29 protein-coding genes and 1 pseudogene are annotated in these 23,755 nt (G+C 66.2%); 8 read left to right on the forward strand and 22 right to left on the reverse strand.

All coding sequences use genetic code 11. The features are described 5' to 3' along the window. Nucleotides 1-16: 16 nt before the first annotated feature. From ABID37_RS09895 to ABID37_RS09915, 5 genes are all read right to left on the reverse strand, one after another. Nucleotides 17-2,083 (reverse strand): prohead protease/major capsid protein fusion protein, encoded by a 2,067-nt coding sequence (locus tag ABID37_RS09895; protein WP_354194143.1) that lies wholly within the window; start codon nucleotides 2,081-2,083, stop codon nucleotides 17-19. Nucleotides 2,084-2,088: 5 nt separating this feature from the next. Next, the gene (locus ABID37_RS09900) at nucleotides 2,089-3,612 is read right to left on the reverse strand and encodes a phage portal protein (RefSeq protein WP_354194145.1); all 1,524 of its coding nucleotides are present in this window, start codon (nucleotides 3,610-3,612) and stop codon (nucleotides 2,089-2,091) included. After that, entirely contained in the window at nucleotides 3,612-3,821 is a 210-nt protein-coding gene (locus ABID37_RS09905) for a phage head-tail joining protein (protein WP_354194147.1), read from the reverse strand. Before ABID37_RS09905 ends, ABID37_RS09900 begins: the two co-directional genes overlap by 1 nt. Nucleotides 3,822-3,900: 79 nt before the next feature. After that, a complete protein-coding gene (locus tag ABID37_RS09910; RefSeq protein ID WP_354194149.1) occupies nucleotides 3,901-5,910 on the reverse strand; it encodes a phage terminase large subunit family protein in 2,010 nt (669 codons plus the stop codon). After that, nucleotides 5,858-6,460, reverse strand: a complete 603-nt coding sequence (locus ABID37_RS09915; RefSeq protein WP_354194151.1) for a hypothetical protein — start codon at nucleotides 6,458-6,460, stop codon at nucleotides 5,858-5,860. The genes ABID37_RS09910 and ABID37_RS09915 overlap by 53 nt, the downstream gene beginning before the upstream one ends. Before the next feature lie 46 nt (nucleotides 6,461-6,506). On the opposite strand from ABID37_RS09915, the gene ABID37_RS09920 reads away from it, so the two are divergent. The 4 genes from ABID37_RS09920 (at nucleotide 6,507) to ABID37_RS09935 (ending at nucleotide 8,160) form a co-directional block, all read left to right on the forward strand. Further along, on the forward strand, nucleotides 6,507-6,797 hold the full coding sequence (locus tag ABID37_RS09920; RefSeq protein WP_354194153.1) for a hypothetical protein: 291 nt from the start codon (nucleotides 6,507-6,509) through the stop codon (nucleotides 6,795-6,797). A gap of 89 nt (nucleotides 6,798-6,886) precedes the next feature. Continuing rightward, the gene (locus tag ABID37_RS09925) at nucleotides 6,887-7,501 is read left to right on the forward strand and encodes a DUF3489 domain-containing protein (protein WP_354194155.1); all 615 of its coding nucleotides are present in this window, start codon (nucleotides 6,887-6,889) and stop codon (nucleotides 7,499-7,501) included. A gap of 75 nt (nucleotides 7,502-7,576) precedes the next feature. After that, nucleotides 7,577-7,852: a type II toxin-antitoxin system Phd/YefM family antitoxin gene (locus ABID37_RS09930; protein WP_354194157.1), complete on the forward strand. Its 276-nt coding sequence runs from the start codon at nucleotides 7,577-7,579 to the stop codon at nucleotides 7,850-7,852. Beyond that, complete coding sequence (locus ABID37_RS09935; RefSeq protein ID WP_354194159.1) at nucleotides 7,849-8,160, forward strand: type II toxin-antitoxin system RelE/ParE family toxin; 312 nt, start codon at nucleotides 7,849-7,851, stop codon at nucleotides 8,158-8,160. Before ABID37_RS09930 ends, ABID37_RS09935 begins: the two co-directional genes overlap by 4 nt. Here the strand turns inward: ABID37_RS09935 and ABID37_RS09940 are convergent. The 17 genes and pseudogenes from ABID37_RS09940 to ABID37_RS10020 all read right to left on the reverse strand — a co-directional run bounded on the left by ABID37_RS09940 (nucleotide 8,096) and on the right by ABID37_RS10020 (nucleotide 21,404). Beyond that, nucleotides 8,096-8,362, reverse strand: coding sequence for a DUF7220 family protein (locus ABID37_RS09940; RefSeq protein WP_354194161.1), 267 nt, complete (start codon nucleotides 8,360-8,362; stop codon nucleotides 8,096-8,098). The genes ABID37_RS09935 and ABID37_RS09940 overlap by 65 nt on opposite strands. Beyond that, on the reverse strand, nucleotides 8,359-9,360 hold the full coding sequence (locus tag ABID37_RS09945) for a DNA cytosine methyltransferase (RefSeq protein ID WP_354194163.1): 1,002 nt from the start codon (nucleotides 9,358-9,360) through the stop codon (nucleotides 8,359-8,361). The genes ABID37_RS09940 and ABID37_RS09945 overlap by 4 nt, the downstream gene beginning before the upstream one ends. Beyond that, nucleotides 9,360-10,685: a site-specific DNA-methyltransferase gene (locus ABID37_RS09950; protein ID WP_354194165.1), complete on the reverse strand. Its 1,326-nt coding sequence runs from the start codon at nucleotides 10,683-10,685 to the stop codon at nucleotides 9,360-9,362. Before ABID37_RS09950 ends, ABID37_RS09945 begins: the two co-directional genes overlap by 1 nt. A gap of 596 nt (nucleotides 10,686-11,281) precedes the next feature. After that, on the reverse strand, nucleotides 11,282-11,719 hold the full coding sequence (locus ABID37_RS09955; protein WP_354194167.1) for a DUF6362 family protein: 438 nt from the start codon (nucleotides 11,717-11,719) through the stop codon (nucleotides 11,282-11,284). Further along, nucleotides 11,712-11,921, reverse strand: a complete 210-nt coding sequence (locus tag ABID37_RS09960) for a hypothetical protein (protein WP_354194169.1) — start codon at nucleotides 11,919-11,921, stop codon at nucleotides 11,712-11,714. The genes ABID37_RS09955 and ABID37_RS09960 overlap by 8 nt, the downstream gene beginning before the upstream one ends. A 20-nt stretch (nucleotides 11,922-11,941) precedes the next feature. Beyond that, nucleotides 11,942-12,208: pseudogene (locus ABID37_RS09965) on the reverse strand (hypothetical protein); the annotation flags it as partial. A gap of 454 nt (nucleotides 12,209-12,662) precedes the next feature. Continuing rightward, nucleotides 12,663-15,212 carry a VapE domain-containing protein gene (locus ABID37_RS09970; RefSeq protein WP_354194171.1) on the reverse strand — a complete coding sequence of 850 codons (2,550 nt, stop codon included), beginning with the start codon at nucleotides 15,210-15,212 and terminating at the stop codon, nucleotides 12,663-12,665. A gap of 8 nt (nucleotides 15,213-15,220) precedes the next feature. Further along, complete coding sequence (locus ABID37_RS09975) at nucleotides 15,221-16,540, reverse strand: ATP-dependent DNA helicase (RefSeq protein ID WP_354194173.1); 1,320 nt, start codon at nucleotides 16,538-16,540, stop codon at nucleotides 15,221-15,223. A 48-nt stretch (nucleotides 16,541-16,588) separates the two neighbouring features. Continuing rightward, the gene (locus ABID37_RS09980; RefSeq protein WP_354194175.1) at nucleotides 16,589-17,386 is read right to left on the reverse strand and encodes a hypothetical protein; all 798 of its coding nucleotides are present in this window, start codon (nucleotides 17,384-17,386) and stop codon (nucleotides 16,589-16,591) included. Then, nucleotides 17,383-17,598: a hypothetical protein gene (locus ABID37_RS09985; RefSeq protein ID WP_354194177.1), complete on the reverse strand. Its 216-nt coding sequence runs from the start codon at nucleotides 17,596-17,598 to the stop codon at nucleotides 17,383-17,385. The genes ABID37_RS09980 and ABID37_RS09985 overlap by 4 nt, the downstream gene beginning before the upstream one ends. A gap of 10 nt (nucleotides 17,599-17,608) precedes the next feature. After that, complete coding sequence (locus ABID37_RS09990; RefSeq protein ID WP_354194179.1) at nucleotides 17,609-17,836, reverse strand: DUF6511 domain-containing protein; 228 nt, start codon at nucleotides 17,834-17,836, stop codon at nucleotides 17,609-17,611. Nucleotides 17,837-17,976: 140 nt separating this feature from the next. Beyond that, complete coding sequence (locus tag ABID37_RS09995) at nucleotides 17,977-18,180, reverse strand: hypothetical protein (protein WP_354194181.1); 204 nt, start codon at nucleotides 18,178-18,180, stop codon at nucleotides 17,977-17,979. Nucleotides 18,181-18,259: 79 nt separating this feature from the next. Continuing rightward, complete coding sequence (locus ABID37_RS10000; protein ID WP_354194183.1) at nucleotides 18,260-19,003, reverse strand: hypothetical protein; 744 nt, start codon at nucleotides 19,001-19,003, stop codon at nucleotides 18,260-18,262. A gap of 21 nt (nucleotides 19,004-19,024) precedes the next feature. After that, entirely contained in the window at nucleotides 19,025-19,882 is an 858-nt protein-coding gene (locus ABID37_RS10005; RefSeq protein WP_354194185.1) for an ATP-binding protein, read from the reverse strand. Nucleotides 19,883-19,984: 102 nt separating this feature from the next. Then, on the reverse strand, nucleotides 19,985-20,467 hold the full coding sequence (locus ABID37_RS10010; RefSeq protein WP_354194187.1) for a hypothetical protein: 483 nt from the start codon (nucleotides 20,465-20,467) through the stop codon (nucleotides 19,985-19,987). Nucleotides 20,468-20,502: 35 nt separating this feature from the next. After that, nucleotides 20,503-20,844: a hypothetical protein gene (locus ABID37_RS10015; RefSeq protein ID WP_354194189.1), complete on the reverse strand. Its 342-nt coding sequence runs from the start codon at nucleotides 20,842-20,844 to the stop codon at nucleotides 20,503-20,505. Between the two features lie 5 nt (nucleotides 20,845-20,849). After that, nucleotides 20,850-21,404 carry a sigma-70 RNA polymerase sigma factor region 4 domain-containing protein gene (locus tag ABID37_RS10020; RefSeq protein WP_354194191.1) on the reverse strand — a complete coding sequence of 185 codons (555 nt, stop codon included), beginning with the start codon at nucleotides 21,402-21,404 and terminating at the stop codon, nucleotides 20,850-20,852. A gap of 332 nt (nucleotides 21,405-21,736) precedes the next feature. Between ABID37_RS10020 and ABID37_RS10025 the strand changes: the two genes are divergently transcribed. The 4 genes from ABID37_RS10025 to ABID37_RS10040 all read left to right on the forward strand — a co-directional run bounded on the left by ABID37_RS10025 (nucleotide 21,737) and on the right by ABID37_RS10040 (nucleotide 23,755). Beyond that, on the forward strand, nucleotides 21,737-22,459 hold the full coding sequence (locus ABID37_RS10025; protein ID WP_354194193.1) for an ImmA/IrrE family metallo-endopeptidase: 723 nt from the start codon (nucleotides 21,737-21,739) through the stop codon (nucleotides 22,457-22,459). Beyond that, nucleotides 22,459-22,737, forward strand: a complete 279-nt coding sequence (locus ABID37_RS10030; protein ID WP_354194195.1) for a helix-turn-helix domain-containing protein — start codon at nucleotides 22,459-22,461, stop codon at nucleotides 22,735-22,737. Before ABID37_RS10025 ends, ABID37_RS10030 begins: the two co-directional genes overlap by 1 nt. A gap of 20 nt (nucleotides 22,738-22,757) precedes the next feature. Beyond that, complete coding sequence (locus ABID37_RS10035) at nucleotides 22,758-23,495, forward strand: hypothetical protein (RefSeq protein ID WP_354194197.1); 738 nt, start codon at nucleotides 22,758-22,760, stop codon at nucleotides 23,493-23,495. 65 nt (nucleotides 23,496-23,560) lie between these two features. Next, a complete protein-coding gene (locus ABID37_RS10040; protein WP_354194199.1) occupies nucleotides 23,561-23,755 on the forward strand; it encodes a hypothetical protein in 195 nt (64 codons plus the stop codon).

Genomic DNA, 23,755 nt, shown 5'->3' on the forward strand with positions numbered 1-23,755 from the left:
GGTTCAGGATGGTGCGTTACGCGCCGGGATTCTTGTAGAGGCCGCGCCAGTCGATGGCCTTGGCGCCGAAGTCGAGGCGGCACTTGATCTCGACGCCGTCGACGTCGAAGCCATTGCGGGTTTCGATGTAGGCGCCCTGCTGGCCTTCGAGATAGGCGTATTCGATGGTGTCGATCTGGGCCGGTGAGGCCGCCAGATACCAGGCGGTCTCGCTGGCGGCGTCGAGCCGCGGCTCGCTGATGGGGCTGAGCGTGCGGATCGACTGCGGCACGACGCTGGCGGTGGCGGCAGGCACGAGGTTCTGGGCGACCAGCTGCTCGGCCTTCAGCTCCAACGATGCCGGCACGATCAGATAGGCGGGGCGGATGTTCAGCACCGTCTTCTTGTCGAGCCCGGTCTGCTTGGCCATGGCGGCGCGGGCCGCACCGACGTTTGCGACGTCGAGCGCCGCGCCGGTGCCGGCGAGGTTCCTGTGATTGGCATGGAACAGCGCCGTGCCGTCGGCCATGGCCTGGTTCGAGGTGATGATGCCCCAGACCACGTCGCTTTCCAGCTGGGCGATGGAGTTGCCGTACATCGCCGGGATGCGCGTGAAGGCGTCGAGATCGTCGTTGATCAGCACCTGCCGGGTGATCGCGACCACGCGGCCATAGGTCTTGACCTTGTAGCTTTCCTTGCTCTCGCCGAGCGTGCCGCGCTTGAACTCGCCGCTTTCGCCGACTTCCAGCAGCTGCGGCGCCTCGCCCAACTGCACCCGGTGCATGGCCTTGAAGTCGGTGGCCAGCACCTGGCGGCAGAACAGCGCGAAGGTGCGGGGATAGGCGTCGTAGGCCTGACGCAGCGTCTTGTTGGTGACCGCCGACAGGATCTCGGGGAAGTCGGAGGTCGAATGCAGCGCCCGCGTCGCCACCTCGTCGCGCGACAGCCCTCGCGTGTTCACCCCGGCATTGCCGAGGCTTTCGCGGGCGAGCTCCAGCAAGGTCATGCCGCGATACTGGCGCGCGGCATCTTCCAGCGGGAACAGCGTCGGGCTGTAGCGGTGCAACAGCGCAGAGGCCACCGCGTCGCGGCGGGTGATGCGTTCGTCCCGGCCACCGAGCGGCACGGAGACATGCGGGAAGGTCCGGGTCTCCTCGGATTTTGCCGCGACCTGATCGAGGATCAGGCGGCGGGACTCGTCGACGCTGACCCCGCGCTTGACCAGATCCTCGGCAAAGCCGCGCTCGAGGTTGAGCCGCGAGGTCAGATCATAGATGGTCGACACACGTTCGCGCTCGGCCTCGCGGGCGCGGGTGGCGACCGCTTCTGTCTTGGAAGCGGTGGGCGCATCGGGCACGGATGCCACCGGCTGCGTGCGCGTCGCGGCCGGGTCGGGCTGAGCCGACGTCGGTGCAGCAGCCGGTTGAGGCTGGGCGGCGCGGGCCTCATTGATGGCGGGGTCATTTCCCGCTACGAAAGTGGTGCTCTCAGGCATGGATGCCTCCTTGTTCGAGCGGGTTTCGATGAATTCCATGGGGTAGCTGGCCTGGTCGGCGGCACGCACCTGCGCGCGCGGATCGGCGGGAACGGTGACGAAGCTGACTTCGAGCGGCGTCCAGCGCTCGACGATGCGCTTTTCGACCTCGCCTTTCTTCTCGGCTTCGATGACCTTCGCCCGGTCGATGGAATAGCCGACCGAGACATTACGGATGATGCCGTCGCTGATCAGGCCGAACATCCGGTCGGCGGCTTGATCCAGCCCCTCGCGCGGAAAGCGGATGGTGGCCCGGCCTTCCTTGCCTTCGATCCAGGCACGTTCGACGACGCCGACCTGCGAGAAGGAGGACCAGACCGAATGGCTGTCGAGTGCCGGCGCCCCGGCATTGAGGCGCGACAGATCGATTGCCCGCTCGCTGACCTCGAGGATCTCGTCGAAGGGAACGGAGCTGTCCCAGCCGGTCCAGCGCTGTCGGCGGACGGCTGCACCGGTGGTGAAGACGACATCGACGGAGCGGGTCTCCGTATCGACGGTTGCGGGCAGAATGGGTTCGCGGCGCGTCTGCATCGGCAGCGATGCCGGCGCGGGCGTGATTGTGGTGGGCATGACGCTCAGGTCTCCTCTGGGTCGGTTGGGGACGCGGCCGGATCGGCGCCCGGATCGCTGGCGGGATCCTTCGTCTGCGCGCTGCCGGTCTTGGTGACGCGGCGCGGGTCGCTGTCGAGCACCAGCCCCAGCTCGTCGAGCCTGGCGTTGGTGGCGGCGATTTCGGCCAGCACCGCATCGGGATTGTGGCCCTGCCGGGCGATGGCCTGCGCCAGCGTCATGGTGCCGGAGCGGATCGCCAGCAGGTCGGCCATCGCGTCCTTGTAGGGATCGACGGCGTCGAATTTCGGCGGTGACCATTCGACCGGTACGTCAGGCGCCGGGATCTGCCCCGCCGCCCATGCGCTTTCCGTGAACCAGCGCCAGACCGGGGCGCAGAGCATCGGAATGAACAGCTGCCACTGCACCGCATCGATCATGCGGCGGAACTCGACCAGCCCCGCCCGGATCGAGGAATAGTTGACCTGGGAGAGATCGCCGGTCAGCAACTCGTAAGGCACCCGGAACCCGGCCGAAATGGTGTGCAGGCTGGCGCGCTTGTATTCGCCATAGCCGCCGGTGGCGGCGGGCTGGTTGAAGCGGATGTCCTTGCCGCCACGGGCATAGGCGATCAGCCCCGGCTCGAACTGCTCGACCCGGTTGCCATCGGCATCGACCACGGCGGGGGCGATGCCCTGCTGCGCCTCGTCGTCGCCGAAGACGATGGCCGTGACACAGGCCTCGGTCTTCTTGCGGACGAGTTCGGCCACTTCGTAGTCGTCGAGATCGCGCAACGACCGGATCACCGGTGCGCCCCAGGGAACGCCACGCGCTTGCGTGCGCTGTTTTTCATAGACATGGGCGATGTCGGTCGCGGGAACCGGGCGGCTGTCAAAGCCGCCACGCAGCGCACCATGCGCGTCGCCGGGGTGCTCGGCATAGAGCCAATAGGCCCGGCGTTTTCCGACCGGATCGAACTCGATCCCCTGAACGATCCGGCCCGCACCGACGGCGCCGGATTTGGTCGCGTCGAGGAAATCGGCCTCCAGCACCTGCAATTGCAGCGGCACCGGCAGCCCGTCCGAGGATCGCCGCGGCCTGCGGCGCACCAGCACTTCGCCAGCTTCCACCATCTCGCGGCAGATCAGCGTCTGCAGCCCGTAGAAGTCGAGCTGGCCATCGGCGTCGCAGGATTCAGCCCACCGTTCGAAAAGGTCGTCGACGCGGCGATCCAGCGCCTCGTCGCCACTGGCGGCGCGCGGCATGATCCCCGCGCCGACGATGTTGTTGACCAGCACCGCCACGGCCTTGGCCGCATGCGGATTGTTGCGCACCAGATCGCGCATCCGATCGCGCAGCAGCGCCCCGGCGACTCCGATCTCGGTGTCAGCCGAAGAGCCCGGCGTGCGCCAGCCATCGGTGCGGCGGCCCTTCGCGGCTCCGTCATAGCCGCGTGTCAGCGTCTCGAACGCCTGCCGCGCCATGATGCGGCGGGCGGCCATGCGTGGCGCAGCGAACGCGATGGCGTGGTCGAACCAGTTCGCCGCCATCACCGATCTCCGCGCGAGAAGCCGGCGAGCCCGGCCACCGGCAACGGTCGGCTGACGCCCGCAATGGCCCGCTCGATGGTGCGGATGCGGGCGAGCAGATCCTCGGCCGTGCCGTAATCCACCGACTTGCCGTCATAGCTGACGCGGGTGGTGCCGCTGGCATAGGCCCTGCGCAGCGCCGAGAGCTCGGTTTCCGTCCAGTCCGTCATTGCAACTTTCCCTGTCGGGGCGGAGTCTGTCCTCAGGCGGATCGTTGATCCGACCTGTGGGGCCCTCCACGCCTCTTGTTCAGAACCATCGCTCCCGCCGTCCAAGCCAGTCGGAGCGGCGTTTGCCCGTCGGGGCCTGTCCGTCCCTGCGAATTTCGCCTGCCGGGGTATTCCCTTCGGGAACAGCCCCGAGCTGATCCTCGAGATCGCGCCATTTCTCGTCCGGCCAGCGGTCCGCGCCCGCGATCCATGCAGCGGCGCGGGCATAGACCCGGCAATCCAGCGCCTCGTTGCGCTCGCGCAGCTTCTGCCATTCCAGCTTGGCGAAGCCGCGTTTGGTGCGCACCGTGACCAGCTGTTCGGCGACGACCTGCTTCAGCCATTCGCTTTCCACCCATGTCGGCAGGTGGATGGTGCCAGGCGGAAACGCCGCGCCCTCGGCGCGTTCCTCTGCTGTGGGCCGCTCCAGCCGCAGGAAGCGGTAGGTCTCGGCCTTGAAGGTCGACACCGCCACGGTCCAGAGCCGCGCGCCACGACGCAGGCGTTTTCCGCCATCGGTCGCGTCGACGAAGGTCGGCCCCGACACCGGGCTGGAGCGGTTGAACCCCTCGACGCCCTTCACCGGCGCGACCTGCGCGAAGCCGGTCTTGCGCGACCAGGCATAGACGGCTGGCGCCTCGTAGCCGGTGTCGATGGCGAGACGCGCGATCCGCAGATGCGCGCCGCACTCGTGCGGCCAGGACCTGTCCAGCAGCGCCGTCAGCTCGCCCCAAGCCTCGTGCCGGTCCGGCCCGCCCTCGATCACGACGTGATCGACGAGCCAGCTTTCCAGACCGCGACCCCAGGCCCAGACATCGACCTCGATGCGGTCCTTCTGCACGTCGGCCCCGGCGGTCAGGAACAGCCCGCCCGCCGGCACGATGCCCGGTTTCCACGCCTCACGGCGGTCGTAGAGCCGCTGCCAGTCCGGCGCTTCGCCGGTCTCGACCCAGGTCTCGCCGAGGATGGTGTTGCGGAACGCCTTGATCGCCTCGTCCGAGCCTTGGGCGGCTTCCCAATTTCTCGCAATCTGCATCCAGCTCATCCAGCCCACCGGCGAATAGAGCGCCGAGAGGTGATAGCCGACCGTCCGCGGATCGGCCGTGGCGGCCGTGGCCCGCCATTCGCCGCCCTCCAGCATCGCCGTCTTGTGGTGCTCGGCGATGGCGCTGTCGCAGCCCTCGCAATGATATTCCGCCGTCTCCGGCTTGTCCTTCTGCCAGCGCAGCCGGTCGAACTTCAGCCATTGCATCGTCCCGCAATGCGGGCACGGCACGAAGAACCGGCGCTGGTCGCTGGCCTCGTATTCCCGCTCGATCCGCGACAGGCCCCGGATCGTGGGCGTCGACACCAGCAGCACCTTGCGCCGGTGGGCGAAGGTCAGCGACCGCGCTTCGGCCAGCGTCACCGGATCGCCTTCCTCGTCGGCCGAGGCCGGATAGGCGTCGACCTCGTCGAGAAAGATGTAGCGTGCCGGGGTCGAGCGCAGACCCACGGCCGAGTTCGCCCCGGTCATGATCAGGATGCCGCCGGCGAACTCCTTCGACAGCATGGTGTTGCCGGCATCGCGCGAGCGCGCCGGTTTGACTTTTGCCCGCAGTTCCGGGCTTTCGTCGATCAGCGGGTCGATCCGCTGGCGCGAGTTGCGCTTGGCCAGTTCCACCGTCGGCTGGACCGCAAGCATCGGCCCCGGCGCCTGGTGGATGACGAAGCCGATCCAATTGTTGCCGGCCTCGGTCGCACCGACCTGTGCGGCCTTCATGAACACGACGCGTTGTGTCGGGTCACCGGGCGACAGCCGGTCCATGATCTCGCGCATGTAGGGCGTGCGGACCGTGCGGTAGCGTCCCGGCTCGGCCGAGGCGCGTGACGACAGCCGGCGATGCCGATCCGCCCATTGCGAGACGGTCAGGTCCGGATCGGGCGTGAGACCGGCGCTCCAGGCGCGCAGCATGTCCGCCGCGCCCTCGAATTCCGTCAGGTCATCATCACCGGTCTCACCGGAAATCGGGCTGGACCTCGGCGAGTTCGTCGAGGTGGGCGCGTACATGTTTTTCCAGAACCTTCTGCATCGTGGCCGGCTCCAGCCCGAGTTCCGCCGCCATCAGCGCCGCGGCGCGTGCCGGCCAGTTCACCCATGCGTCCCGTTCCTCCCGCGCCAGCCGGAAGACCAGCAGGGTGGCCCGGGCCCGCTCGATCAGTTCTCCCTTGAACTGCTGAAGCTTGAGCCGTCGTTCCTGTGCCTTCAGCACCTCGTTGGCGGTCCTGGCCTGCAGGAAGGTCGTGCCACCGCCGACGGCCGGGATCGCCAGCCCCTGTTCGCGCAGCGTGTCGCCGACAGCGGCCACCGCCGCCTCGGGCACCGGCTTCAGTTTCGGGGTGGGCGGTCGCGGGGCTTTCGCCACCCCACTGGGGTCACGGTCCCCGCTCACTCTGGTCTTCGCCGGATCGGTCGTCTCCGTCCGATGGCGGTCGGAAGCCGCCGCATCGATGCTGCCATCCGGATAGAGAACCAGCCGCCCGGCCGCCTTTGCCTTCTGGATGGCGCCGCGCGACAGGTCGGAATGGGTGGCATACTGGCGCTCGCTCATGCCCTGCATGCGAACTCCTTCTCCGGATTACCATCGACCCGAAAACAGCAATGAAATGATCGTCTATCCAGTTGATGAAGCCGTCGATCAGAGCATCACTGTCAGCGTGAACAGAAAGGACCACGCCATGACGAACGCCAGCAAAGCCAAAGCCATCGACGCATTCCTCGCAGCCAAATTCGAGATCGACGCAATCCTCGAGCGTCTCACGGCACTGAGCGACGACCACTTCAACACCAGCCCCGACGCGATCGACTGGGGTCATGTCGGCATGCTGGAGCACTACCGCGCCAGGCTGCGCGCGATCTGCGACAGCGCCTTCCATGAAGGCGAATACGCCAAATAGCACCAGCACATTCAGGTTCCGTCCGCCGACTGGCGGGCTCGGCCTCGTGGAAGGGCCCGCATTCCGCGCGCCCGAACATGGAGGCCATGATGGCTCAACTTTCCGACACCCAACTCGTCATTCTCAGCGCCGCCGCCCAGCGCGACGACCGCATCGCCCTGCCGCTGCCGGCCAATCTGAAGGGCGGTGCTGCCAGGAAGGTGGTCGACACCATGATCGCCAGGGGTCTTCTCGAAGAGGTCGAGGCGCGGCGCATCGCTCTCCAGCCGCAACTGAGCGATCCCGTCTGGCGCGAGACCGGCGACGGCCACGGCGTCACACTGGTCGCGACCGACGCGGGCTTCGCCGCCATCGGCATCGAGCCCGAGGAACTGCCCGAACCGGACGGGCCACGTTCCGCCACAGCTGGCGACACGTGCGCATCTGCCGCCGGCGCGGACCATGACGCCACCGCAGCCGACACCGCGCCCGTGGCGGCCACCGGCGCGAAGGTGCGCACACCGCGCGACGGCACCAAGCAGGCGACTCTGATCGCCATGCTGCGCGCGCCGGACGGCGCCACCATCGACGAGATCGTGGCCGCGACCGGCTGGCTGGCTCATAGCGCCCGCGGAGCCATGGCCGGGGCGCTGAAGAAGAAGCTGGGGCTGACCGTCACCTCCGAAAAGGTCGAAGGGCGCGGGCGGGTGTACGCCTTGAAGTGACAGCCAGCCATCTCGACGCGCATCGAAAATGGCGCTATATTCGCACCGAATTTGATGCGCGCCGGGAGGCCAGCCATGAACATCACCAAGGACATCAGCCCGCTGACCGAGTTCAAGCGGGATTCGGCGCGCATGATCGCGCAGATCAAGGAAACCGGACGGCCGCAGATCCTGACCGTGAATGGCAAGCCCTCGGTCGTCGTGATGGACGCCGCCGCGTGGCAGGAGATGCAGGACCAGCTCGACCATGCCGAGACCGTTGCCGGGATCCGCAAGGGTCTGACACAGGCCCGCGCCGGTGAGGGCATCGAGGCGGGCGCCTTCTTCGACGGACTTGCCCAGATCAAATGACCGCGCCCCTGCCGGTGATCATCACGCCGAACGCGGCGGATGATCTGACAGCATCATGGGCGTGGCTGCGCGAGCGCAACCCGAGGGCGGCCGACGAATGGCTGTCGGGCATCCGGGCCACAATCCTCAAGCTCGGCTCGATGCCCGAGGCGCATCCGATTGCGCCCGCGTCGCAAGCCTTCGATCTGCCCATCCGCCGCGCTCTCTATGGCAAGACGACCCGCTGGCGCATCTACTACGCCGTCATCGACGGGTCGGTGCAGGTTCTCCACGTTCGGCACGGACGTCGGAGCGACTGGCAACCCTGATCGCCTCGAACAGCCGCCGCAGCAAGTAACCACGCGCCAGCGAGACGCCAACGAAGGCGAGGCCGATGGTCAGATGTTCGCCGAGCCCGGTCTCGATGCCGAACCACGGGAACACCACGATCTGCGTGGCGATGGCCAGCACATAGCCGACCACGACATTGGTCGCGGCCTCGACCATCGACATGGTGCGGGATTGTCTCATCGCAGCCCCTCTGGCAGGCATTCCAGAAACGCGGTCACGAACTCCGCCGCGAGCGGCGGCACGATCGCATTGCCGTAGCCCCTGAGCAGCCCCATGCGACCGGATATCCCATCAGCCAGCGGGAATGTTCCGGGCTCAACCGGTCGCCAGCGTCCGTCCCGGCAGAGGAGCCAGTCAGGATTTCGCCAGACGCCGTCCGTCGCGCCGGTCCCGGGGGGGTCGGCACATTCGACCAGTCGATCAGCCCCACCGTCCTGCGGCTCGCATCGGTATTGCCGGCCGCGTTGTAGCTCGCCGTGGCCGGTGTCCCTGCCATCGGCGTCGGCCAGCCTGCCAGCCAGGCCTGCCGCCCCAGCAGCGCGTTGATCGGAACCTTCGGGCACTCCCCTCCATCCTTGTGATCGCGCGCCGAGGGCGTCGCCCAGCCCGCCATCGCCGGGTTCCATTGCGACGGCGCCGAAGAACAGCCGCTGGCGGATATGCGGGGCGCCGATGCCCGCAGCCGGCAGATCGGCAGCCGCGACGGCGTAAGATGCCGCCTCCAGGTCAGCCGCCAGAGCGTCGAACCACGCCCAGCCAGCCGGGTCTGCAGACGCTGTTCCAGCCGTTCGGCCAGATGGGCCGAGCACCGCCGCACTGGCGACCTGCTCGCCGAAGACGAGGTCCGGGCGGCAGGCGACGACGAGGCGCAGGAAGGCGGGGGCGAGATGGCGGTCATCGTTCTGTCCCTTGCGCTGCCCGGCCTGGCTGAAGGGCTGGCAGGGCGGCGATCCGGTCCAGACCGGCCGGTCCTCGGCTACGCCGGCAAGGCGCAGCGCATGGGGCCAGCCGCCGATCCCGGCGAAGAAATGGTATTGGGTGAAGCCCCGCAGATCCTCGGCGGCAACGTCGAGAATGGACCGCTCGTCGACCTCGCCTGCGGGCAGCTGTCCGGCAGCGATCAGTTCCCGCAGCCAGGCACAGGCCACGGGATCGGAATCGTTGTAATAGACGGCCATCAGGCGGCAGCGTCGGTATCTGTGTCCTCGCCCAGCCGCTCGGCCTTCACGGCTGCGAAGGTCCGGCGGTCACCGTCGAAGATCGCGTCCTTGCCGGTGTCCGTCTGCCAGCGTTCGACGGCGACATCGACATAGGCCGGGCTGATTTCCATGGCAAAGACGCGGCGGCCATTGGCCTCGCCGGCCATGATCTGCGAGCCGGAGCCAGAGAACGGCTCGTAGCAAAGCCCGCCCCGCGCCACATGCTGGCGCATCGGGATGCCGAAGGCGTCGAGCGGCTTCGGCGTCGGATGATCGGGGCGGTCGTCCCTGGCGAAGCTAGGCATCTCCCAGGTCGAGGGCAGCGTCTGCTCCGCCACCTTGGGCGGGCGGTTCGGACGGCGCCAGCCCATGAAGCAGGGCTCGTGCTTCCAGAGGTAATGCGACCGGGTGAGCACCCCGCGGTCCTTCACCCAGATGATCTGCTGGTGAACGAAGGCGCCGGCCTTTTCCCAGCAGGCTTCCAGCATCGCCTGGCGACGCGAGGCGTGCCAGCAATACCAGGCGGCATCCTCGGCGATGGCTTCCGCCACGGCTGCGGCGATGAAATTGTCGTAGAGTTCGGCGCCCTGTGAAGAGTCGTCCCAGGTGACGCCGTAGGACTGCGACCAGTCTTTATTCCGCGTCGGATGGTTGGAGCCGTCGTAATCGACCAGATAGGGCGGGTCGGTCGCAAACAGCACCGCCCGCTCGCCGTTCATCAACCGGCGCACATCGTCATGGTTCGTGCTGTCGCCGCACAGCAGCCGGTGATCGCCGAGGACCCACAGGTCACCCGTGCGCGAGACCGGATTGCGCGGCGGCTCAGGAATGGTGACCGGCGGCACGGAGCCCCCGGCGCCAGCTTCCTCGCCATCGTCCTCCGGCACGAAGGCCAGCAGCTCGTCGAGTTCACCGTCCGAGAAGCCGACCAGCGAGAGGTCGAAATCCTCGGCCAAAAGCTCGTTCAACTCGGCCGACAGCAGCACCTCGTCCCAGCTGCCGAGTTCGGTCAATTTATTGTCCGCGATGCGATAGGCCCGGCGCTGCGCCTCGGTCAGATGGCCGAGCACGATGACCGGCGCCTCGGTCAGGCCCAGTTGCGTGGCGGCCAGCACCCGGCCATGGCCGGCGATCAGCTCGCTATCCTCGCCGACGAGGCAGGGCACGGTCCAGCCGAACTCGGCCATGGAGGCGGCAATCCTGGCGACCTGGTCGGCGCCATGCAGCTTGGCGTTCTTCGCATAGGGCTGCAGGCGCGCGAGCGGCCAGGTCTCGATCCGCTCCGGCGAGAAGGTGAGGGTCATGAACGATCCTGTCGATGATGGTGGTGGCAAGAGGTGGCTTGCGGCTGGTGGAGTCCACCGGCTTCCGGCTGGCTTCCAGCTGGACTCCAGTGGCTTCCAGCTGGACTCCGGAGTCCAGGGTATCCACCCTGGAGACCATCCTGGAATCCACCTGCCAAGCATTTGTTATTGCAGGCTATTTAGACGTTTTCGGGCGGACTCCGGCTGGACTCCGGAGTCCAGCAAATCCACCTGGAATCCACCCGGAATCCACCTCGCAAGTATTTGTTATTGCTTGTGATTTCGGCGTTTTCGGGTGGATTTCGGCCGGGGTGGACTCCCAAAATTTTCGGCCTGTCGCTGGCGATATGCCGCGCTGCGCCCCCCAGCATAGGATTATCGCCAGGAAGGAACCAACGATATCAAAGGCTTGGCGGTTTCGGAGACGGGTTGCATCGGCAACATGCCTACCGCTCACCCGGTTGCGAACGCTCGTCGGTCATCCGGACGACGATGTCGTCGACGCAGCTGTCCAAGCCTGGAAAGATCTATAGGCTCCTGGAGCGATTTTGTCTCCCTCGTCGGTGTCTCACCGAATAATGTCTCACGCTCCGAAATCATCTTGACAGCGACCTGACCCTTTCAACCACGAAACCGCGTGAGCGCTTGCGGGGTGGCTGGCGGCCGTTCAGCTGCCAGGCAATCAGGCACAGCGCGTAATCGTAGCGACGATGGGCGGTCGCCCGGGCCATGCCGAACCGCCAGCAGACATGCTTCCATGGCATGCCGTCGGCGCGGGCCCACAACAGCCTGGCATCATCGGGCTCGAGATATTTCGACCAGGTCAGCGTCTCCTCCATGCGGCTGATGGCGCCGGGATGGGGCGGCGGCCGCTTCATCGGCTCGCCGGCCCGCCCCACCATGTCCGAAAACTCCACCATCATGTCCGGCCAGGTGTTGAAGAACCCGCGCACGCGCTCTTCCGGCAGGCGCTTCAGGACATCGGCCGCCTCCTGGATGCGCGCCTCGACGACATCGCGATTCCAATCAGCCATGACCTGTCTCCCCGGCACCTGCCTGCTTGCCGTAAAGCTTCTCGCCCAGTTGGCGGACCAGTTCGCGCTCGGGCCAGGTGAGGCGGTGATCGTCGACCAGGACCGCGAGCAGGCCCTGACTGCGCCAGCCTTCGCGCTTGACCCGATCGGGATCGCGGCGCTCGCCACCGAAGCCGCGCGGGGTGAACGTCATGGTCTTCATGGCTGCACCTGCGGCATCAGGGCTGCATCGGTGCCGACATGCCTGCGCACCTCCTCGAACCAGATGGCGGCCATCGGCCCCGACAGCCGGTCGATCTCGGCCAGCCAGTTGGCAAAGCGCAGATAGCGCATGCCGCCGCCGTCGTAGCGGCCGGGACGGAACGACACCGTGCCGGAGGTGATCAGCCCGTCATGGCCGCGCAGGGCCCAGCCAGTGGTGGTGCCGAGGTCGAGAGCAAGGATGCAGGACGTGGAACGGCGCCCCGGTTCGAGGCGCAGGTCCGACATGGAAATCGTCTGGTTCATCTTGAAGGCTCACCTGGATCGTGGGCCTTCGGCTTTGGTCATGGGCAGGGAATCACGTCATGCGCGCCGGATCAAGGAAAATGCACCGGGTTGGCCGCTGGTCCCACTTGGCATTACCTGGTCCCACTTCGGCATCAAAGTGGGACCAGAATTTTCTTATTGAAAACAACGTTGTCCCCACTGGTCCCACTGGTCCCACCTTTTCCTCTATGTCGTGTAAGAAGAACGAAACGGGAAGGGACATGCACGCTCCATATAGAAAGGAAGGGAGTTGGTGGTCCAAGTGGGACCAGTGGGGACATGATTGATTGTGAACGGTTTTTTCTGTCCCCACTTTGACCCCGAAGTGGGACCACGCCCGAAGTGGGACCAGGGTGAAACGCAAAAGGGGCACCCTTGCGGATGCCCCTTTGCGCCTGATCTGCAATCGTTGCGGTCAGCTGTTCCCACCCGGCCTGCGATGGCGCCATTCGCGGGCCGCGCCGGTACGGCTGCGATACCGTTCCCAATCCCGCGATTTCAGCCAGGCGCCGACGCGCATCTGGTCGCCCTTGGTCCATTTCGCGGGTTCGATGCCGAGGGCGCCTTCGAGGATCTCGCCGACCGACACATCACGGATGGGCTCGGGGCGTTCGAATTCCTCGTCCTGCCAATCATCGTAACCGGCATGGCCGCGATTGACGCTGCGGGTCTCATGGGTCAGCCAGCGGTCGATACGGGCATCCCAGGCATCGGCCTGATAGCGCGCTTCCTGCGCGGCAGCGGCTTCGGCGAGGATTGCCGCGTCCTCGATCCACCAGATCGCGCCTTCGCGGAAATGGTGGACAGCCTCGGCCCAGAGCTGGTCGCGGTCGCGGGCGAGCGCGGCGATGTCGATGGTCCCGCAGCGCAGCGGCCAGAAGCGACGGTTGCCGGTTTCGTCGCGCAGATAGGTGTCGGGGTTCACGGTGCCGGCGAAGACGCATTGGCGCGGCACCTCGACGGTATAGCGGCCATAGGGCGGGCGGAAGCGGTCGGTGGTGCGGGTCAGGAACGCCTTGATGCGGGACACCTCGGCCCGGCCGATGGCGTCGAGTTCGGCGATTTCCACGATCCAGACGCCCTGCATGTGGATGGCGGCGTCCTTGGAGCCAAGCTCGGGCAATTCGTCGGTGAACCAGTCCTCGCCCGCCAGCACCTTGATCGCGGTGGATTTGCGCGCGCCCTGCGGGCCTTCGAGGATCAGCATGTGGTCGGCCTTGACGCCGGGGCGATAGATGCGGGCGACGGCCGAGATCAGCCAGAGCGCGCCGACGGTATGATGGAACGCGGTGGGCTCGGCGCCGAGATAGGCGCTGGTCCAGGTCTCGATCCGGGGTGTGCCGTCCCATGTAAGGGTGTCGAGCCAGTCGCGGACCGGATGGATGCGCAGCTCGCGGGCGACGGCGCCAACCGCGCGGCTGACGACTGTCGGGGCGACGTTGAGGCCGCGCAGCTGCAGCCATTCGGCGGTGCGAATGTCGTCGGCGTCCTCCCAGGGGCGGGGAAAGGTGGCATTCGTATCGTCCCATGGCAGCGGCTGGCGAACCACGATGCCTTGGGCGAACTCGTCGAAAGCCAGCACGCCCGCGAAGGCGGGATCGGAGTTCAGGGCGATGATGACATTGGCCTCGTTGCGCTCGGGCGTGCCGGAGAGGTCTTGGCACAACCGACTGAGCCATGCCGGCTTGACGATCCGCGCATGGGGATCGCCGGTGGCATTCACCCGGCGGCGCAGCTCGGCCATCTGCTTTTCGAGGATCGCCATGGCGATGCCGGTGACGGTCTTGATCCGGGCGAGGATCTTGCGCTCGGGCAGCGGATCGAGCCGGGCCAGCGCGAGACGACCGAGCAGGCTGGACAGGGTTGCCAGTTCGGGCGGATTGGTCAGGGTCTCGGTGGCGGCGACAAGCGCCGCAACGACGTTCTCGGCCGGGAGAGCGGTCGGGGCTGTTGCGCCCTCGGCTGGAACGGCCGACCCGCTCGGATAATCCTCGGCCCGCGCGCCGCGCGTCAGATCGTCGTTGAAATCGTCATCATGCAGCGGCAGCACGATCTGGTTCGGGATATCGGCGCGGTTCAGCCGATCCGACAGGGTTGCGGCTGCCTGCCGGCCGGCATTTCCCGCATCAGCATAGATGGTGATGCGGGTCGTGCCCTCGGGCCAGTGGAAGCGCGCCAGCCCATCGGCCGACAGAGCCGCCCAGACCGGCGTGCCGAACAGGGCATGTGCCGCCAGTGCGGTCTCGATGCCTTCTGCCACGCCGAGGTGGCCGTCCTCCGGCATGGGAAACAGCCGCACGGCGGCCTCGGCGACCGAGCCCAGCATCTTCTTGCCAGCAGGGGCTTTGGCACTGCCATCGTCGAGCAGAAAGGTGCGGTGGATGCCCGGCGCGCGGGTACCATCCGCAAGGCGCGGCAGCGCGATCAGCCCCGGCCATCCACGCAGCGTGTCGAAATCTGTCAGGTCTGGGTGAAACAGCAGATCGGGCGATCCCGGATCGCCGAGACCGCGCGCATGCAGGTAGCCTTCGGCGACAGTTCCGGCGAGCGGCAAGGCGCCATCGACCAGACGCACAACTTCGGCAGAATGATCGGGTTTCTGTCGCGGGGCCGACCGGGGTGCGGGACGATCCATCCCGGCAACCCGCGCAGCCTCGTCGAAGAGCGCACCGTCGCAAAGTCCGGTCGCCTGCGCGATCAGGTCGATGGGGCCAGCGCTTTCGCCGGTGGCATGGTCGAATCCCCAGCCGGCATAGGGCCCGTCGAGGTGGATGGTGCAGGAGCCTTCCTTGCGCGGTGGGCGTCCGGAAAGGTCGGCACAGCGCAGGCTGCGGCGGTCGCGCGCCAGCCGCGCCTCCGGGAAGATGCCGGGCAGCCAGTCGCCTGCAGTCGCGGCAAGCCGGTCCTTCACCGCCGCCAGGTCATGGCGGGCCTTCGGGGTGGCGATGTCGTTGAGGTCGATCATGGCGCCCCTCAGGCCAGCAGCACGAGCCCGCGCTCGGCACGGGTGATGGCGGTATAGAGCCAGCGGCGGCGGTCGAGATCGCTGCGGCCCAAGCCGTCGTCCCAGACGATGACGTTCTCCCATTGCGAGCCTTGCGCCTTGTGGGCGGTGATCGCCCAGCCGAAGGTCGCCTCGGTCAGCTTGCGCTTCTCCTTGTAATCGCGATCGTGGCGCCTGGCGTCATAGGCGACGTGATCCTCGAAATGGCCCTTGTAGATGCGCAGGCGACCGGGACCACCGTCGCTGTCGTGGGGGGCAACGCGGCGGCCGTTCTCGTCATGGACCACGGCCGAGAAATAGAGCGTGCCCTCGTCGACGATATCCTCGAGGGTGAGGAACATGCCGTTGATTAGGCCGAGGGCACTGTCGTTCTTGAGGCAGATGATCTTCTCGGCCGCGCCGGTCGGCAGATATGTGCCCCCGAACCCCGCTGCGGCGCGCATCGCATTGTTGATCTGCAGCCGCGTCGCGTTCAGCCCGCAGATCAACTGTCCGCCGCGCAGCGCCTGTTCGGGTGAGATGTCGCCCTTGCGCAGCTTGGCGACATAGGTGTCATAGCTGCCGAAACCGATCGGCTCGCCCATCCGCGCCATGGTGGCGAGGCGGATGATGGCGCTCTCGGCGGCCTGGCGGTGGATCTCGGTCAGCATGACGTCGGGTGCATCGCGGGTGAAGGCGCCTTCGCCCTTGATCGGCGGCAGCTGGCCGGGATCGCCGAGGACGAGAATCGGCTTGCCGAAGCTCATCAGGTCGCGGGCCATTTCTTCGCCGACCATTGACACCTCGTCGAGCACGATGAGCTTCGCGTCGGCGGCATCACTCTGCGGGTTCAGGGCAAAACGGGGATGCTTCATCGCCGAGAGTGCCTGCCGCATCGCCTCGATCGTGGCCTCGGCGGTGGTGTGCGCGAAGCCGGTCAGGCGCCGGGCGACGGTCTCGGCGTCCTGCACCTTCTTCGCGGCGGTCTCGATCTCCTCCTCGGTCGCCTCGATCACCGAATAGATCAGGCTGTGGATGGTGCGCGCCGGCGTGCCCTTGCGGGTCAGCACAAGTGCTGCCTTGCCGGTGAAGGTGGCGGTCACCACGCCCGGCAGGCAATTGCCGTCCCTGGCGCTGCGATGGGGCGAGAGGCCAAGCTCGTCGAGGGCGAATTTCAGCACGGTGGATTTTCCGCTGCCGGCATAGCCGAAGAGGCGGAACACCTGTTGCTGTTCGCTGCGGGTCTCGAACCAGTCGCGGATCGCGGCAATGGCGGCGGCCTGCGCCGCCGAAGGGGTAAAATCACTCATGTCCTGGAATCTCCACTGTGTAATCCTTGAGCGCGCAAGCATCGGGGATCATGGCTGCTCACCCCAGCATCGGATTGCCCATGTGCAGGGCGCGTGCCATTTGCCGGCCGCCATGCCGCCGCGGCAGACGACCGCGGTGCGCTCGGCGGCGGTGCGCGGCAGCCATTCGCCGGCCTCGGAGGCGCGCACCACGGCGACGGCACGGTCGGACATGTCCTGCGCGAGGTGCGCATCGAAGGGCACCAACTCGCTGTGCATCTCCATCGTGTCGCGGTTCAGCGCGGTGAACAGCGCGGGGTTGGGCAGATCGAGATAGGCCTGATAGAGCGCGATCTGGGCGGCATAGACCGGCCGCGCGATACTGACGCCGCGCTTGACCACATCTTTCCAGCTGGAGGCACCGAGCGCCTTGTTCTCCCAGAGCGCGGGATAGTCCATGGCAACCGGACCGGAGACGAGGCAGCCGTCGATATGACCCTTGAACCGGCCGCCAAGCGCCTCGAAGCCGAACTGGCGGCCATCGGCGCGTGCGGTGCGCAGGTCGAACCCGGCGATCCGGAACCAGCCGGCGACGATATCTTCGGCCCGGTGGCCAGCCTCGAAGATGCGCAGCGTCTTCGGCGGGAACTCCTGACCCTCGTCCTTCGGCAGGCCAAGGAAATCGTACTGGATCTGGCGCAGGCAGTCGCGGCCAAGGCCGGAGGAACTGACATAGCTCCGGGGCCGTTCGCTGCGATTGCGCGCCGTCAGCGCGCTGTCGATGGCGGCCGAAACAGCTTCCGCAATCGGCGGGCGCGGTGCGACGGCGCCGTAGAGCCAGCCCGAGCCATGGTTGAGGTCGATCATTGGTCGCGCTCCCAGAAGCCGCCGGCCTGCGCGATGCAGGTCAGCTTGTGAAACTGGGCATCCGTCAGCCGGGCGCGCGCACCGAACCGTTCGAGTTTCTCGCGAAGGCTGTCGCAGAATTCGATCTCGAACGCGGTGACGGCGTTTTCTGTAGCGGCGGCGAGAAGCCCTGTCCAACTGCAGGATGCCAATTCGTCATTCAGGTCGATCATGGCGCGCCCCTCAAAACGGAATTTCGTCGTCGAGGACGGTGCCGGTGCGCTCGATGCGTGCGGCCTGGTCCTGCATGCTGTCGATGTAGCCGGTGACGGCCGCCTCAATCAGGCGGTCGATCTCGGCGGCGCTGCGGTTGAAGAGGGGCGCCATCAGCCCGAGTTCGGTCAGGGCTTCGGCAAACAGCCTCCGCGCATCGCGGATCGCCTTTGCCTCGCGGGCGGTCTTGTCGATCATGCCATTCATCCTCTGGGCAATTGCGCTGCCCGCGTCCTGACAGCGGCGCGAGCAGAAACGGTAATGGGGGTAGCGATCCCAGCGCAGGCCGTGGCAGTAGCCGAAGCCGCGTCCCTCGCGCGCGCAGACCGCGCAGATCGTCATCCGAGCAAGAGCAGCGCGATCGGGTCCTCGCGTGGCCAATCCTGCCGGTGCAGGCGTTGCGACTGCAGAACGATCCAGCGCGCGATCGCGTTCACCGCCATGGCTTCGAGGTCGCCGAGGGTGAGGCTTGCGACGGGTTGATGCAGTCTTCCTCGGGCCTCGAGCCATTTGCCGATCTCCAGCGCGGCTTCGCGCGTCACCTGTGCCTGCCACCGGTCTGCCTCATCTGGCGGACGCGAAACCTTGTCGGAGTTCCGCACCCGCCGTTTGGGTTGCGCGTCACCCATTGAGCCAGTCGGGCATGGTCGGCGCCCCTGCTTCTGTGGGCGCCGGCGCCTGTGCTGCAGCAGCGGGTTGCGTACCCCAGTTCTGTGCAGCGGGCGACGGCTGTGCCGCGCCCCATGCCGGTGCCGATGTCAGTGTCTGGGCCTGCCAGCCCGGCGGCGTGCCGCTCGCGGTCTTGCGCGCCGGGGCGTTGACGGGCTCGGGCGGAACGCTCTCGCCGCGCATGACCGGTCCATGCTGCGGTTCGTCGGGCAGAACGACGTTGGCGATCCGGTTCTGGTCGCGGTATTGCGGGTTGGAGGCGGGTTCCACCATGAGGCGGGCCGCAAAAGTGATGCCATCGAGATGCTTGAGCCCGGGCAGCACCCGTTTGGCCTTGGCGGCAGGGCTTTCGTCCTTGGGGTCGAGGCCAAGGGCGCTGTCGACCATGGCGCGAAAGGTGGATTTCGAGATTTTCCAGCCGATCGACTGGCCCTTTTCGTCGAGTTTGCCGCCGGCCACGGTGAAATTTTGCCAAAGCTTGCGCCGGGCGTACGGGCCATCGACCACGGTGAATTCGCAGTCCAGCATCTTCGCGTCGCTGTACTGCGAGGCTTTCAGCAAACCCGCATCCATCGGCGTGGCACCGTTCACACCGCCGGGGCGGATGGTCAAACGCAGCTTGGCGAAGGTGCCGTCGGGGATCAGTTCGCCGATCGGGGCCATCTGCGGCTGGGCGTCGTTCAGATCATAACTCATGGGTCTGTCCTTTCCGTGAGATCAGGAGGCGAATGGGGTTTTGGTGGGCGCGCGGCCGTCGATACGGGCGAGAAGCGTGCCGAGATCGGGCGGCTCGGTCATGTCGAGGCGGCCGGATCGGTCTTTGGCCGGAAGGCTCCAGGGATTGCCGGACTTGCAGACCAAGCGGCGCTCGGAGGCGGTCTCATCGAGAACCCAGTCCCCTTCGGCGTCGTGGGCGAAGAGCTGCATCGAGACCACCTGATCGACGATGCCGGGCAGTTCGCGGCCGGTCTTGGAGCCCTCCATCTGTGGCTGCCAGGTGACGGTGCCGAACTCGTCGGTGACCTTTTCCAGCACGCCGACGAAGATCACCGTCTTGCCGCGCGCATGCTGCAGGTGCTTCAGCGCCTGGATCACCTCGCGGCCCAGAAGCCCGTAGGCACCGCGCACATCCGGCTTGCCGGTGCGCTCCGAGAAGGCTTCCGGCTGCTGGCGGGCATAGGCCATGGCCTGGCGGGTCAGATCGGTGATCGAGTCGACGAAGACGATGCGTTTTGAGGCAAGGAAGGCCTCGATGCCGCTGTCGCGATGTTGGGCCTGCAGCCAGGCGTGATACTCCGCGCCGTACCAGGATTTGGGATGCTGCGCCGGGTCCGGCCCGCCGATCAGCACAACCAGATCCCGGAAATCGGCGAAGCTGCGCACCGGGATTGAGGCCCCGCGCCAGTCCTGCACCGATTTCATTCCGGCCTCGAGGTCGAGGCAGACGGTCTCCTCGGCGGGCAGGGATTTCAGCAGCGTGGTCTTGCCGACGCCGGGCGGGCCGAAGATTGCCAGCGAGGTCTTGTTCTCGGCCGCCGAGAGGCGTTCGTCGGCACTGATGATGCGGAAAGTCATGGTTCGTCTCCGAAGGATTGAAAGGGGTGCGGCGGCGGGGATGACCGGGTGCCGAAGGGGAACCTGCCCGGCGTTGCCGACCGGGCGCCCCGCCGCCGCGCGTTACCGGTCTCGGGTCTCGAGCCGGAACACGGGTTTGCCGGTGGTCTCGCTGCGGGCGGATGCAAAACCTTCGCGCATCGCCTCGGGCCAGGCGGTGAAGCGGCGCTCGGGCACGCGCCAGGCGATCTCGAGATACTGGTTCGGATCGTCGCCCGACGCGGCGATGCGCGCAGCCATCGCGGCCAGCCGCTCCTGATCCCAGGTCACCTTCTTGGGCAGATCGGCAATCACCACCACGCCGGCATCCTCGATCCGCACCGTGCCGCTGGTCTTGCCCTGCGCGGCACGCTCGGCTTCGGATGCCGCGCCGTAGCGCTGGGCGATCCCGGCCTCGAGCCGATCCCGCAGCCGCTTGATGCGCGCCGTTTCCGTCAGCGCCGCCTCCTGCAGGGTGAGCAGCATGTCCGGCGGCAGCGCTGCGATATCGCAGATGGCGAGGCGGTCGAGATCGTCGAGACCGGGGGTGTTGTCAGGGTGCGACATGATGAAAACTCCGAGAGAGGGAAACGGCGCGGCCATCAGGCGGCCATGGGTTCGGTGATGAGCCGGGCCAGCGAGACCGGCGCGTTGCGCGGCTTCGTCCGCGCGATGGCGAGGTAGGCGAAGTCATCGGGGCCGAGCCGCGCCTGCACCGGATGGACGAGGCCCATTTCGAAGGCGCGGTGGACGACGCGGGCCAGCGCCCTGAGCCGCACGCGCTCTGGCTTCGACAGCGTCGACACCATTTTGGCCGCATCGACGACGAGGAAACCGCGATGGTATTCCAGCCAGTCACCCGGCTCGGCCTGGCCGATCCAGGCGCAGAACTCGATGTCGGTGGGCAGCGGCTGGTGCGTTGGAATTGGTCGGATCGTGTTCATGATGATTACTCGCCGTTGAGGCCGACCGTCTCACGCCTGGCGGCGTGGCGGTTGCGGGTTTCGTTGGTTATGTACGGATGGAGGGGGCAATCCTTCTCACGCCGAGGCCCAAGCCCAGCCATCAGCAACCGCAGGCGAAGGTCGTGGACGTGCCGGTAGAAGCTGGCCGGCGACATGGTCGTGGTGCGCTGCGCGTCGGCCAGGCTGCCGGTTTGGGCAATCAGCCCAACCAACCGTCGATAGAAGCAGGGCAGATTCACCAGCGCCTGGCGAAGGTCAGCATTGAGTTCCGGGTCAGCCGTGGCGGGATCGGCCAGATCGTGGTCGGCCGTATCGAGCGGTTCGAGACCTGGCCGGTCTCGATAGGCGCGCGCCAGATCAGCGACGGCGTTGCGGGCCAGCAGGCTGACAAAGGTCGACCACAGCCCACGCTGCGCATCGTAGCGGCTGGATCGGATCAGGATCGCCATCAGGATGATCTGCTGGAAATCTTCATGATCGGCCTCCGCAACAACGAGACTGCGTGCCAGTCGCCGTGCATGAAAGCCGGCCGTCGTCATGGCGGCATGCAGGCGGCTTGTGTCGATGCGGGCCGGTAAGGGGTGTTGATGAGCCATGCTGTTCCTCGGCGATCGGACGTGTTCGGTTCGATGCCGTCAGCACAGCACAGGTGCGGCTGGGGAATTGAGGAATAATGGTGCGCAATGGGGAATAAGTGCCGGTCGAGCAATTATTCCCCACAGGATTATCAATCACTTAAGTCAATAATCGGAGTGGTGGGGAATAAATCGTTAGGAATTAATCCCCAATTCCCCTTGCACCGACTCGACTCCTGATCGCAGAGAACATAGTGTGAACGATAGCATTGACGAAGTATGCAACAGGAGGGGCCATGACCAGCATCGTTCACTACCGTCAGGATGAGAGGACCGCTGCTCCACGCTTGCGTTCGCCGCAGGAAGTCTGGGCAGTGGCAACCCAGTTGCGCCGGCAGGTTCCGGGTCTTGGTGCCGGCATGCATGATGGGCGCGAACTCATGGCGGCTGTTCAGCATCTCGAGGTGAACATGCGTCCGATCGAGATCATCTGGGATGGCGACCATCACGTACATGATGAATGCGGCAGACCGGTCTTCGGTGTGTGCGAGACCGATCGCGACAATCCGGGCGCCGCACTTGTTTCGATCAACGGCCCGCTTCTTTGCGATCGCCCCGACCTGATGCTGAGCACCGTCGCGCATGAGCTTGGCCATGTGATCTTCGATGTGCCGGCCGGCCATCGTCATTATCGAGCGGTGACACCCACGGCCGCAAGCCTGCTTGCGGCCGAGCGCATTTGCGAGCGGCGTGCCAATGAGTTCATGGGCGCACTTCTGGTGCCTGCCTTTGAACTGCACCGTCAGCTTTTGCTGTTGGCGGGGCGTGAGCGCCTGAAACTTTGTCGCGCCCCGCATCACGGTCGTCCCGGTTGTCCGATTGTCGATGGGCGCAATGATCCCGATGCGCTGGCCGGTGTGGTGGCGGCCCTCGGCACCCAGTTTGGCGTCTCCGACAGTTTCATCGACGTGCGGCTGCGCCGCTACGGCCTGGTCGCCACTATGACGGAGATGCGCTGATGAGTTTTGGTTCCCTTGTCCGGGCACGCCGCCAGGAGCTTGAGATCGGCCTCAATGATTTCGCCGAGCGGCTGGAAGTGTCGCCTGCCTACTGGTCACGCATCGAGCGTGACCGGGAAAAGCCGCCACGTGATCACCTGATCGAACGTGCTGCGGCCATTCTGGGGCTGCGGCTTGATGAACTCTTTGTCCAGGCAGAGCGGCTGCCGCCCGACATGCGCCGCGATATCGGCACTGTGGTGCAGGTCTATCGGCGCATGCGTGCCGTCAAGAATTGAAGCAGGGCGGGGCGGGAAAGATGTCGATCCTCGAAAAACCATTCTATCACATTGGCGAAGTCTGCGCTCGCTGGAACATGGGTGAGCATGATCTGGCCGCGTTCGTGCTGGCCGGCGAATTGACCCTGTCGGCGACGGTCGCCGGGGTGCGGGTAATCCATGGGATCGTTGAGGAAGTCGATATCAACCAGTGGGAGAAGATCCCGGAAGGCCACCGTTATATCATCGGCACGATCGACATCATGCGCGATGATGCCTGGACGGTTTTGCGCGAAGGATGCCATGGGATTACCCACCTGAAAGTGCCGGAAGATGAATATATCGCGATCGACGACTATCGCTGGAGCAATGGTTACACCGTTTGTCGTGACGATCTCGTCATCTGTCGTGCCGAGATTGACCGCTTCGAAGCTGCTCACCTTGGACTGGCGGCAATGGTCGGCAAGGATGGCCGCGGCAACCGCGAGGCGGGGATAGCTGACGGCTCTGATGATGCGCGCAATCGGCCACGGACGGGTGCGCCTGTCAAATATGACTGGGATGGATTCTGGGTCGAGGTCTGTCGCCGCATTTACGAGGACGGCGTGCCGGCGACCCAAGGCGAACTGGTCCGGCTGATGCAGGACTGGTTCGGCAAAAGTGGCCGTCACATGCCGGATGTCAGCACCCTGAAAAAGAAGGTGAGCCCGCTCTGGCGCCAGATTGCGCCACGCGGGTCCGACAGCACGTTGGAGGGAGGGGAGCGCCGTCGCGTCTGAGCGGTTGAGAAGAAACCGAGGTCCGACCGGTAAATAAGGGCAGACAGCAATGCTGGAGCCCGTTGATGAATCCCCTCTTGCCCGAGCGCATGTCCGCCGCCGAGCGGCTTGACGAAATCGCCGCCATTCTGGCCACCGGTTTCATTCGCCTGAAAACCCGCCAGTCAAGGAAACTCTCTGCCCGCCCAGAGAAGAGTTTGGTGGACTTCGCTGGTCACCGGAGCCGTCATGGCGCCACAAACGCAGGTGCGGAGAATTGA

The organism is Aquamicrobium terrae (genome assembly GCF_040545735.1).
In the GTDB taxonomy this organism is placed as follows: Bacteria; Pseudomonadota; Alphaproteobacteria; order Rhizobiales; family Rhizobiaceae; genus Mesorhizobium; species Mesorhizobium terrae_A.

Bases quoted from the DNA above. Each gene is read 5' to 3' on its own strand.
- ABID37_RS09895 (WP_354194143.1), bottom strand. From the start codon at position 2,083: ATGCCCACCACAATCACGCCCGCGCCGGCATCGCTGCCGATGCAGACG.
- ABID37_RS09900 (WP_354194145.1), bottom strand. From the start codon at position 3,612: ATGGCGGCGAACTGGTTCGACCACGCCATCGCGTTCGCTGCGCCACGC.
- ABID37_RS09905 (WP_354194147.1), bottom strand. From the start codon at position 3,821: ATGACGGACTGGACGGAAACCGAGCTCTCGGCGCTGCGCAGGGCCTAT.
- ABID37_RS09910 (WP_354194149.1), bottom strand. From the start codon at position 5,910: ATGTACGCGCCCACCTCGACGAACTCGCCGAGGTCCAGCCCGATTTCC.
- ABID37_RS09915 (WP_354194151.1), bottom strand. From the start codon at position 6,460: ATGCAGGGCATGAGCGAGCGCCAGTATGCCACCCATTCCGACCTGTCG.
- ABID37_RS09920 (WP_354194153.1), top strand. From the start codon at position 6,507: ATGATCGTCTATCCAGTTGATGAAGCCGTCGATCAGAGCATCACTGTC.
- ABID37_RS09925 (WP_354194155.1), top strand. From the start codon at position 6,887: ATGGCTCAACTTTCCGACACCCAACTCGTCATTCTCAGCGCCGCCGCC.
- ABID37_RS09930 (WP_354194157.1), top strand. From the start codon at position 7,577: ATGAACATCACCAAGGACATCAGCCCGCTGACCGAGTTCAAGCGGGAT.
- ABID37_RS09935 (WP_354194159.1), top strand. From the start codon at position 7,849: ATGACCGCGCCCCTGCCGGTGATCATCACGCCGAACGCGGCGGATGAT.
- ABID37_RS09940 (WP_354194161.1), bottom strand. From the start codon at position 8,362: ATGAGACAATCCCGCACCATGTCGATGGTCGAGGCCGCGACCAATGTC.
- ABID37_RS09945 (WP_354194163.1), bottom strand. From the start codon at position 9,360: ATGGCCGTCTATTACAACGATTCCGATCCCGTGGCCTGTGCCTGGCTG.
- ABID37_RS09950 (WP_354194165.1), bottom strand. From the start codon at position 10,685: ATGACCCTCACCTTCTCGCCGGAGCGGATCGAGACCTGGCCGCTCGCG.
- ABID37_RS09955 (WP_354194167.1), bottom strand. From the start codon at position 11,719: ATGGCTGATTGGAATCGCGATGTCGTCGAGGCGCGCATCCAGGAGGCG.
- ABID37_RS09960 (WP_354194169.1), bottom strand. From the start codon at position 11,921: ATGAAGACCATGACGTTCACCCCGCGCGGCTTCGGTGGCGAGCGCCGC.
- ABID37_RS09970 (WP_354194171.1), bottom strand. From the start codon at position 15,212: ATGATCGACCTCAACGACATCGCCACCCCGAAGGCCCGCCATGACCTG.
- ABID37_RS09975 (WP_354194173.1), bottom strand. From the start codon at position 16,540: ATGAGTGATTTTACCCCTTCGGCGGCGCAGGCCGCCGCCATTGCCGCG.
- ABID37_RS09980 (WP_354194175.1), bottom strand. From the start codon at position 17,386: ATGATCGACCTCAACCATGGCTCGGGCTGGCTCTACGGCGCCGTCGCA.
- ABID37_RS09985 (WP_354194177.1), bottom strand. From the start codon at position 17,598: ATGATCGACCTGAATGACGAATTGGCATCCTGCAGTTGGACAGGGCTT.
- ABID37_RS09990 (WP_354194179.1), bottom strand. From the start codon at position 17,836: ATGATCGACAAGACCGCCCGCGAGGCAAAGGCGATCCGCGATGCGCGG.
- ABID37_RS10000 (WP_354194183.1), bottom strand. From the start codon at position 19,003: ATGAGTTATGATCTGAACGACGCCCAGCCGCAGATGGCCCCGATCGGC.
- ABID37_RS10005 (WP_354194185.1), bottom strand. From the start codon at position 19,882: ATGACTTTCCGCATCATCAGTGCCGACGAACGCCTCTCGGCGGCCGAG.
- ABID37_RS10010 (WP_354194187.1), bottom strand. From the start codon at position 20,467: ATGTCGCACCCTGACAACACCCCCGGTCTCGACGATCTCGACCGCCTC.
- ABID37_RS10015 (WP_354194189.1), bottom strand. From the start codon at position 20,844: ATGAACACGATCCGACCAATTCCAACGCACCAGCCGCTGCCCACCGAC.
- ABID37_RS10020 (WP_354194191.1), bottom strand. From the start codon at position 21,404: ATGACGACGGCCGGCTTTCATGCACGGCGACTGGCACGCAGTCTCGTT.
- ABID37_RS10025 (WP_354194193.1), top strand. From the start codon at position 21,737: ATGACCAGCATCGTTCACTACCGTCAGGATGAGAGGACCGCTGCTCCA.
- ABID37_RS10030 (WP_354194195.1), top strand. From the start codon at position 22,459: ATGAGTTTTGGTTCCCTTGTCCGGGCACGCCGCCAGGAGCTTGAGATC.
- ABID37_RS10035 (WP_354194197.1), top strand. From the start codon at position 22,758: ATGTCGATCCTCGAAAAACCATTCTATCACATTGGCGAAGTCTGCGCT.
- ABID37_RS10040 (WP_354194199.1), top strand. From the start codon at position 23,561: ATGAATCCCCTCTTGCCCGAGCGCATGTCCGCCGCCGAGCGGCTTGAC.